Origin of the sequence: Phenylobacterium sp. (assembly GCF_020253645.1) — a bacterium.
GTDB lineage: Bacteria > Pseudomonadota > Alphaproteobacteria > Caulobacterales > Caulobacteraceae > Phenylobacterium.
Genome location: NZ_JADCBG010000075.1, coordinates 1 through 3,312 on the forward strand (window position 1 = coordinate 1; position 3,312 = coordinate 3,312).

General features: G+C 64.6%; 2 protein-coding genes. Both read left to right on the plus strand.

The window, feature by feature from the left end; genetic code table 11:
• The coding region (locus INE98_RS05425) for a cytochrome P450 (protein ID WP_293537210.1) at positions 1 to 297 on the plus strand (297 nt) is incomplete at its 5' end.
• A 167-nt stretch (positions 298 to 464) separates the two neighbouring features.
• Positions 465 to 3,197, plus strand: coding sequence for a TonB-dependent receptor (locus INE98_RS05430; RefSeq protein WP_293537211.1), 2,733 nt, complete (start codon positions 465 to 467; stop codon positions 3,195 to 3,197).
• Positions 3,198 to 3,312 lie beyond the last annotated feature (115 nt).

The window sequence follows — 3,312 nt, forward strand, 5'->3', positions numbered from 1 at the left end:
ACGATCCGCAAGGGGGACAAGGTGATCATGTGGTCCGTCTCGGGCAACCGGGACGGCGAGGTCATCGCCGATGCGGACCGGTTCATAATCGACCGGGTGCGGCCGCGGCAGCACGTGGCCTTCGGCTTCGGCATCCACCGCTGCGTCGGCAACCGGCTGGCCGAAATGCAGCTGAAGGTGGTCTGGGAAGAGATCCTCAAGCGCTTCCGGCGCATCGAGGTGATGGCCCCGCCACGCCGCCTGTCCTCCAACTTCGTCAAGGGCTACGAGACCCTGCCGGTGCGCATCTCAGTCTGATCGGCCGGGCTCGCGGCGCCTGGTCCTCGCCGGCGACGTCACGAAATCGTTTTTCACACAAATCGCATCATCCCGTCGCGGGATTGACTTGCCTGTCGCTGTCAGCCAGCGTGTCTGGATGCACAGGCAATAGCACTGGCAGATTCATATTGGGGAGTGAAAACCAGATGCAGTCAAAGGCCATACTGTTGGCTACGAGCATTCTCGCCGCCAGCGCGGTGGGTCTCTCGGCCCAAGCCGAGACCGGCATGAACACCATCGACGAGTTGGTGGTGACCGCCGAAAAGCGCGAGCAAAGCCTGCAAGACGTGCCGGTCGCGATCTCGGCCTTCACCAGCCGTCAGCGCGACCTGGTCGGCATTTCGTCCGTCCAGGACCTGACCAACTTCACGCCGGGCTTCGTCTACCAGTCGTCGAATGACCGGGCGTCGATGCGCGGCATCGGCCGACTCACCAACGTTCACGCCGTGGACGGCGCGGTGTCGATCTATGTCGACAGCCTCTTCACCACCTCCACCGTCCTGGCCGGCGGCCCGCCCCTGGATGTGGCGCGGGTGGAAATCCTCCGCGGCCCCCAGGGCACGCTCTACGGCCGGGACGCCATCGGCGGCACGGTCAACGTGATCTCCGTGCGGCCCACCCAGGAACTTTACGCCGAGGTCCGCGGCATCGTGGAGAGCTTCAACTTCACCAACCTTCAGTTCGCCGTCTCCGGCCCCCTCGCCGAGGGTCTGCGGATGCGCCTGTCGGGCTACAAGCTCGACCAGAAGGAGGGTCACTTCAAGAACGTGACCCCGGGCCTGCCCGACGAAGGTTCCGTGCGTGACGAGTACCAGTTCCAGGTCCAGTTCGAGGCCGATATCGGCGAGAACGCTGAATTCTGGGCGTCCTACAAGAAGCTGGCCTGGCACAACCGCGGCGGCCCGGGCGCGCGTTCTGGCTATCGCGGCGACGAGTTCTCGACGGGGCGTCTCGATCCGAACTACTCCATCGTCTTTGCGTCGGCCCACGGCCTGACCAAGGAAACCGGCCTGAACGGGATCGTTCCCGGGAGCCTGCGGCAGTTCAACGGGGCGACCTCCACCTCTAACCCCGCGCTTCTGGACAACCGGGAGTTCAGCACCAACATCCCGCAGCGGGTGCGGCTGAGCGGCGTGAACTCCTTCACGACCAACTTCGTCTACAGCCTGCCGACGATCGACATTAAGTATGTCGGGGGTTACCAGGAGTATGACTACGACCTGTACGGCGACTCCGATTTCACGGCTGTCCAGTCTTACCAGATCCCGCTGGCGCCCGGATCCGTCTGCGGCACCGTCGGCAACTTGTTTTCAGCGGGCCTGTCTCCGGTCAACTGCTCGCCTCTGACCGTCAATGCCAACAATGGTTACCACTACTTCGAGTATCAGAAGTGGTACAGCCATGAGATCAATCTCTCATCGACCCATGACGGCCCCCTTCAGTGGATCGCGGGCGCCTTCTATTACAATCAGGAGTATTTCGGCACCGGAAGCACGGCCGACTTCTTCCTGGTGGGCCCGTCTTCGCTCCAGACCCCGATCCTGGGCGCCGCGGCCAACCCGAAAGGGTACTGGTCGACGGGCCACTACGGCCTGACGACCGAGAGCAAGGCCGTGTTCGGCCAGATCGACTACCAGATGACGGACGCCCTGAAGTTCACCGCGGGCCTGCGCTACACGGATGACCGGAAGTCCGGGACCGAGTACCGGCGCATCATCTGTAACTCCAACGTCTGCTATCCCGGTCTCTACCCGGCCCTCGGCCTCGGCGCCTTTGGCCCCGGCACGGCGTCCAACTGGGGCAGCCTGCTGGGCGACCTGAATTCGCTGGCGCGCCTGGCGCCGGTCTTCGGGATCCCGGCGCTCGCGGGTCTGAACGGGCTCGGCAACGGGGCCATGGACCTCACCGACGCCCTCGCGCCGAAGAGCACCAACGGCCTGATCCCGGGTGTCAGCACCCCCGGCGTCACCACCAATGGGGTGGTGCGCCAGTACGTGATCGATCCGGCCACCGGCATCGCCAGCCGGAACCTCGACGGCTCGTCTGACGCCGTCACCGGCACCCTCGGCGTCCAGTGGGAGCCGGACAGCGACACCATGGCCTATGCCCGCTACAGCCGCGGCTACAAGGCGTTCGGCTTCTCGGCCGGCGGCTTCCTCGCCGTTCCCAAGGCGGACGAGGAGACGGTCAACTCCTACGAGATCGGCTTCAAGCGGGATTTCGACACGTTCCAGCTGAACCTGGCGGCCTTCTTCCTCGACTACCGCGACCTTCAGGCGCCGGTGGCCGTGCGGGTGGGCGCGACCAACGTCACCCAGTTCGTGAACATCGAGAAGTCGGAGTCGTACGGGATCGAGTTCAGCGGCATCTGGCGGCCGGTGGAACCTCTCCGCCTGACGCTGGATTACGGCTGGAATCCGACCGAGATCACCAAGAGCCGCCTGCTTGTGAACGTGAATGACAACGTCAACCTGGGAGCGGTCAGCGTTGTCGGCAGTCCCCTGCCCCAGGCGCCGGAACACAAGGTTGCGGTGAACGGCACCTACACCTTCGCTCTGGACGGGGGCAACCTCATCGCTGGCGCCACCTACATCAATCGGTCGAAGGCCTATGCGACGGTCTTCGGGAGAGAGTTCGACTCCTCGCCCGCTTGGGATCAGGTGGACCTCCGGGCGCTGTGGATGCCGACGGGCGGCAAGTACACCATCATCGCCTACGTCAAGAATGCGCTTGATGAAGATGGCTACGCCGCGGCTGTCGCCGCCGCACAGCGGAACAACAACCCCGCGGTTCCGTCGGACCGGTTCTCCAACGGAGCCCGGAACTTCGAGCTGACGCCTCCGCGCATCTTCGGCCTGGAAGTTCAGTACCGCTTCTGATCCCACCCGCCCAAGGGCGGTCAGGTGAAGGGTCCCCGGCGCGCCGGGGACCCTTTTTCTTTGGCCCTCTCCCCTACACACGGGAGGGGCTGCGCAGACCGCGCCACAGGAACAG

Coding starts and splice junctions, on each gene's coding strand:
- INE98_RS05430 (WP_293537211.1), top strand. CDS start 465: ATGCAGTCAAAGGCCATACTGTTGGCTACGAGCATTCTCGCCGCCAGC.